Origin of the sequence: Atopobacter phocae ATCC BAA-285 (assembly GCF_000526675.1) — a bacterium.
GTDB classification, from domain to species: domain Bacteria; phylum Bacillota; class Bacilli; order Lactobacillales; family Aerococcaceae; genus Atopobacter; species Atopobacter phocae.
This window is the reverse complement of record NZ_JAGN01000020.1, coordinates 23,635-29,634: the sequence shown is the minus strand read 5'-3', so window position 1 is coordinate 29,634 and position 6,000 is coordinate 23,635. Positions and strand designations below refer to the sequence as shown.

Sequence of the window (6,000 nt, the reverse complement as noted above, 5' to 3'; positions counted from 1 at the left end):
AAAAAACACCTATGGATGAAAAACCATAGGTGCATAAAATTTATTTTTTACCTGTCTACTTGACAGGGAGCAGTTCAGTTATCCCGTTAATCCTTTTTATTTACTCTTCAGATGAATCTGTTTCGTTAGACTCTTCTTTTTCTTTTTTGTCTTCTTCATCTTTTTTGTCATTTTTGGGTGGAGTTGTTAAACGACGCCAAAATGTAGCAACATCGTCACTGTTCATTCCGATAGATAATTCAAATGTCGGTTTAATTGGACCAAAATCTTTTTTAAACAAGTCAGTTGCACTAGCACCGTATACTTGAAAAGTAAATCCGTTGAGAGCGACTGTACCTTCAGCGGTTCCCGTCAATGGGACAACTTTTTCGGTACGAACAGACTCTGGTTGTTTAAAAGATTGGTCCGTAAAGGTATTTGGTTTTGCACGTTCAATTGCATTAGCCAACGCTGCCCAGTAACGCAAGTTCCGTTGACTTTCGTTACCATAACCGTCTGATGCATCAACGAAGTGTGGGGCATGTGTATTGTCATAGCCAATCCAACTTGATAAGGTCACTTGCGGAGATAATCCGATGAACCAAATGTCTTTAAATTGCTCAGAAGTTCCTGTTTTACCAACTATATCATTGGAGAAGGCTAATTGATTCTTCAAACCACTAGCAGTTCCTTCTGAAACGACCGAACGCATCATATCGACGACAATATAGTTAGTTGCTGGATCAAATACGTCCGTCTCTTTTTCTTCGTGTTGATAAATGATATTTCCTTGTCGATCTTCAATGGAATCAATTAAATACATTTCTTTATGTTTACCGTCATTACCAAAAGTAGAAAAAGCACTCGTCTGCTCAGCAACAGTTGGTCCTGTTTTTGTCCCGCCAATTGCGAGCGCTGGATTATGGAATTCTGCTTCATTAATGCCAGTAATACCCATTCGTTTAAAGTAATCATTGACTGCTATATTTTTTTCCATCAATCCCATATATATTTTTGTTGTAGGATTATTTAAACTATTTGTTAAAGCTTTGCGAGCGGTTAAGAACGTATTGGAAATTTGACCACCATAATTGGTTGGTTCCCATATTGTACCATCTTCCTGTGTATACTTAATCGCTGTATCTGCTACGATGGAAGCAGGATATAACAAGTTTTCATTGATTGCTGGGCCATAAACAAGTAGGGGTTTAATAGTAGATCCAGGAGATCGTCGTGTTTGGAACGCATGATCTAATTGATTGTTTTCAAAATCACGGCCAGCAACGAATCCTAAAATACGGCCCGATTTATTTTCGATTAAAACAGATCCTGTTTGAATCGGTGCGGGCTCACTTTCATCTACCCCTGTTTTTTCGTTAACATAATAATCGGTATAAGTAGGACCTAATGAATCAGCTACTTCTTGAGTAGTAGACTGCATTGCATCGTAAATATTTCGATCAATCGTTGTTTTGATTTTTAAACCAGAATTTGCTAATTCCATCTCTACTTCACGATCTAATTCAGCCCATTGCTCATCAGTTAATTCAGATGATTTTAGTTTCTGTTGTTTTATTTTAATCTTTATAAGATGTTCTTTTGTTTCATTTTTAATAGCTTGATACAAATAAGTCATCGGTGTATTTTGATCAGATGTAGGCCCGATAAAATCTTTTGAAATATCATAGGCAGAGGCTTCATCATATTCAGCTTGTGTGATTGACTGTTCGACAAGCATACGCTTTAAGACCGTTTGCATCCGATTAATACCTGCTGATAGATCTTCTTTTTTGTTACCGAACTGATCATAAGGGGTATAGACATATGGATTTTGAGGTAACCCAACTAAAAAGGCTGCTTGTGGTAAAGTCACTTCGTTTGCATGTTTTCCAAAAATACCGAGTGCAGCTGATTCAATTCCGGCAATGTTTTGTCCATTACTATTACGACCAAACGGTGAAACGTTTAAGTAACTTTCTAAAATTTTATCTTTAGAGAAAAACTTTTCTAAATGATAGGCTAGTAAAATTTCATTCGCTTTTCGTTTGAATGTGACTTCATTTGTTAAAAGCTGTTGTTTGATTAATTGTTGTGTAATGGTTGATCCACCAGTTACTTGCCCACCAATACCGGTTGCTTCTTGAATTAATGCGCGAATGACTGCTTTTGGTACGACACCATGATGTTTATAAAAATTGTCATCTTCTATTGCAATAATTCCTTTTTTTACAGAATCAGAAATATTTTCTAAATTTGTAATATCGCGAATTAAATCACTTCTTACAGTAGAAATAGGTGTATCGTCGGCATAGAACATTTTAGAGGCTAGTTCTAAATTATTAATCTCTTTAGATAATACTTCTTTAGTGGGTGCTGGTTCATCCTTTGTCACACTAACAAAGTAGCCTAAGCCAATTCCAGTTCCAAATAAACCGATTAATATACCGAATAATAGAAGTGATCCAGAGACATTACGAATTGTATCATAAGCAATATTAAATCCTGATTGGAAGTTGCGAACAACTGAATGATTCGTAATGCGCTTTATTTGATGAATAAAATGGTTGAAATTATTTTTTTCATGATTCAACGTAATTATCACTCTTTTCTAAGCTGTCAACTATCTAATAAATGGACAGTTTTTGTAGTATAACTATTAAAATTTTAACACATGTCGTATTATATTAGAAGAGGCGTACATTATACATAGAAAAACGCCTTAATTATAAGAATTTTTAAATAAATTAGGTGGTGACAAGGCTTGAAAATAAATGCGTTACGTAAAAGTTATTTATGGGGAGCTATTACCTTGTTCTTAATGATAGCAATTTTTTGTTCATCTCAAATGGGTTATCAACAGCAGACAATTATCCCTATGTTTCAAAGACATTCTTTTTTAATGAATAGTATTGCTCGTTTAAATTTTTTGAGCGGTATTGAATTTAAGTACGGCACACATCTTGTTCAATTTAAAGCAGCAACTCGTGTCGCCGCAATCGAATTTGTTTTAAGAAAGTTAGCGCATTTTTTTAGTTTTTTTATGATTGCTTGGTCATCTTATCGATCATTAAGTTATCAAAAATTACCGCATTGGTACGCAAGTATTGTGGCCTTGTTGTTGACGATATTTTATGCTGGATTTGATGAAATGCACCAAAGTTTGAATCCTAATCGTACGGCAATGATAGAAGATGTTATTTTAGATAGTTTTGGCGGATTAACGGCAATGTTATTCTTAAAATTTCAGGAATGGCAAAAATAGTGAAATATAAACTGTCAATAATCGGATAAGGTTGATTTTAAGGGAAAAACTGATTAAAATATATCTGATACATCCATTAAATATGTATTGTATAGAATATATCGATAGATATTAAATTCATAGAAAAAGAAGGGTAGGAATCAAAATGGCAGGACATTCAAAGTGGAATAATATTAAGCAACGTAAAGGTGCACAAGATGCGAAGCGTGGAAAAATCTTCCAAAAACTTTCGCGTGAAATTTACATGGCAGTAAAAAACGGTGGTCCTGATCCGGAATCTAACCCTGCGTTACGACTTGCAATGGATCGAGCAAAGACAAACAATATGCCGAATGACAATGTGAAACGTGCGATTGATAAAGGATCAAGTACACAAGAAGGCGAGAACTACGAAGAAGTAACATACGAAGGTTATGGACCAAGTGGTGTTGCAATTTTAGTTCATGCTTTAACTGACAACCGTAATCGTACAGCGACAAATGTGCGTATTGGCTTTAATAAAAATGGTGGAAACATTGGTGAAACAGGTTCAGTAAGTTACTTATTTGATCGTAAAGGGTACATTGCGATTGATCGTGAAACAACTGATGTGGATGAAGATGAAATGTTAATGAGTGTGTTAGAAGCCGGTGGAGAAGAGTTAGAAACACGTGATGAAGTGTTTGAAATTTATACAGAACCAGGTGATTTCACAAAAGTTCGAGATGCATTAGAAAAAGAAGGCTATGAATTAGCAAATGCTGAATCAACAATGGTACCAAAAACATTCATTCAATTGTCAGAAAGTGATGCAAAAATCTTAGAACATATCGTTGAAGTACTTGAAGACGATGATGATGTAACAAGTGTTTACCATAATGCTGAGTAAAATTTTTGGGAGAGAAGTACCAAAATAAAGGAGGTGTCTAAATGACACAAGGAATGCCAAAACGATCAGAAGTAGCAACTCAAGAGACATGGGATGTATCTCTTCTTTTTGAAACAAAAGAAGCTTACGAGCAAGAATTAAAAATGTTCTCAGAAGACTTAGAACAATTTACTCAAACATATAAAGGACATATTAATTCTGCTGAAAAGGCGACACAAGCTTTAACTGAAATGAATCAATTGATGAAACGGATGAGCTGGTTAACTCATTATGCTTTTTTACCTGTATCAGTTGATGCTACCGATGAAGTGGCAAATCAAAACTACTTAAAATTAGAACCAGTTAACGACCAATATTCAGTGGCTTGGGCGTTCTTAACAAATGAATTATACGAGTTATCAGATGAAGTTTATGACCAAATTATGGAAGCTTTTGATGCGACGCGACCTTTCTTCCGCCAATTATTGAATGCTAAGGCACATCGCTTAGATCCAATTGTGGAAGAAACGTTAGCTGATATGTCAAGCGTACTAAATACACGTATGAATGACTATGAAACAACTAAGTTTAAAGACATGACATTCGATTCTTTTGAAGTGGATGGTAAAACATATCCAAATAGCTATGTCTTATTTGAAAACGACTATGAAATGGACGCAAATCCAGCTATTCGTTATCCAGCTTATGAGTCATTCCACCGGACGTTACGTCAACATATGCACACAACCGCTAATAATTACATTAATCATGTAAAAATGGAAAAGAAAATGGCGACAATGCGTGGTTTTGACTCAGTCATTGATTATTTATTGAGTGAGCAAGAAGTTTCCCAAGTCGAATTTAATCGTCAATTAGATGTGATTATGAAAGAACTTGCGCCAGTGATGCGTCGTTATGCGCAAGTAATTAAAAAAGCATATAAGATTGAACGATTATCTATTCGAGACGTGAAGTTAAGTTTAGGTAAGGAAGCTAAACGCATTTCAATCGATGAAGCGAAAGAACAACTAAAAATTGCCTTTAACATTTTAGGTGAAGACTATGTCAAAATGATTGAAAAATCTTTTGAAGAACGATGGATTGACTTCCCGCAAAATGTTGGCAAATCGACAGGTGGTTTTTGTGCGACTGTTTATCAAGGACCAAGTTATATCTTATTATCTTGGACAGGTTTGATGAATGAATTATTAGTTCTAGCACACGAATTAGGGCATGCTGGCCATTTCCAAAATGCTTATGCAAGTCAAGAAGCGATTGTTCCAGAAGCAAGTTTATACAATATTGAAGCACCTTCAACTGCAAATGAAGTGATTATGTGCCAATATTTATTAGCCCATGAAAAAGATGCAGAACAACGTCGGACGTTAATTGCTGACTTTATTAGTCGGACATACTTCCACAATATGGTGACTCATTTACTAGAAGCTTATTTCCAACGTGAAATATACCGTTTAGTAGATCAACAAGAATATTTAGATGCCGAAACATTAAATAAGTTATTTAAAGAAATTCTTGAAATGTTCTGGGGACCTGATGTTGATATCTCAGAAGGGGCAGAATTAACATGGATGCGTCAACCACATTATTATATGGGATTATATCCATATACTTATTCAGCTGGTTTAACCTTAGGCACGCAAGTTGGATTAAAATTGTCAGAGCATCCAGAAGAATATCGGGAAAAATGGTTAAATGTTTTAAGTCAAAATGGACGCGTCACACCAATGGAGTTTGCTCAAGCGGTGGATGTGGATATGACAACTGACCAACCATTACGTGATACAATTAAGTATGTAGAAAGTTTAGTTGAAGAATTAGAAAAAATATAATTGGATTAAAAGAAGTTCTATTACTGTGTTAATAGAGCTTTTTTTATGCATCGATTGAGAAG

The 6,000-nt window shown here is 35.1% G+C and carries 4 protein-coding genes; 3 read left to right on the top strand and 1 reads right to left on the bottom strand.

What is annotated here, in order from left to right:
• Window positions 1-100: 100 nt before the first annotated feature.
• Window positions 101-2,581 (bottom strand): transglycosylase domain-containing protein, encoded by a 2,481-nt coding sequence (locus tag L866_RS0104565; protein WP_169729071.1) that lies wholly within the window; start codon window positions 2,579-2,581, stop codon window positions 101-103.
• A gap of 159 nt (window positions 2,582-2,740) precedes the next feature.
• On the opposite strand from L866_RS0104565, the gene L866_RS09055 reads away from it, so the two are divergent.
• The 3 genes from L866_RS09055 to pepF all read left to right on the top strand — a co-directional run bounded on the left by L866_RS09055 (window position 2,741) and on the right by pepF (window position 5,938).
• Entirely contained in the window at window positions 2,741-3,241 is a 501-nt protein-coding gene (locus tag L866_RS09055; protein WP_025729587.1) for a VanZ family protein, read from the top strand.
• Between the two features lie 145 nt (window positions 3,242-3,386).
• Window positions 3,387-4,109: a YebC/PmpR family DNA-binding transcriptional regulator gene (locus tag L866_RS0104555; protein ID WP_025729585.1), complete on the top strand. Its 723-nt coding sequence runs from the start codon at window positions 3,387-3,389 to the stop codon at window positions 4,107-4,109.
• Between the two features lie 41 nt (window positions 4,110-4,150).
• Window positions 4,151-5,938: an oligoendopeptidase F gene (gene pepF, locus L866_RS0104550; protein ID WP_025729583.1), complete on the top strand. Its 1,788-nt coding sequence runs from the start codon at window positions 4,151-4,153 to the stop codon at window positions 5,936-5,938.
• The last annotated feature ends 62 nt before the right edge of the window (window positions 5,939-6,000 follow it).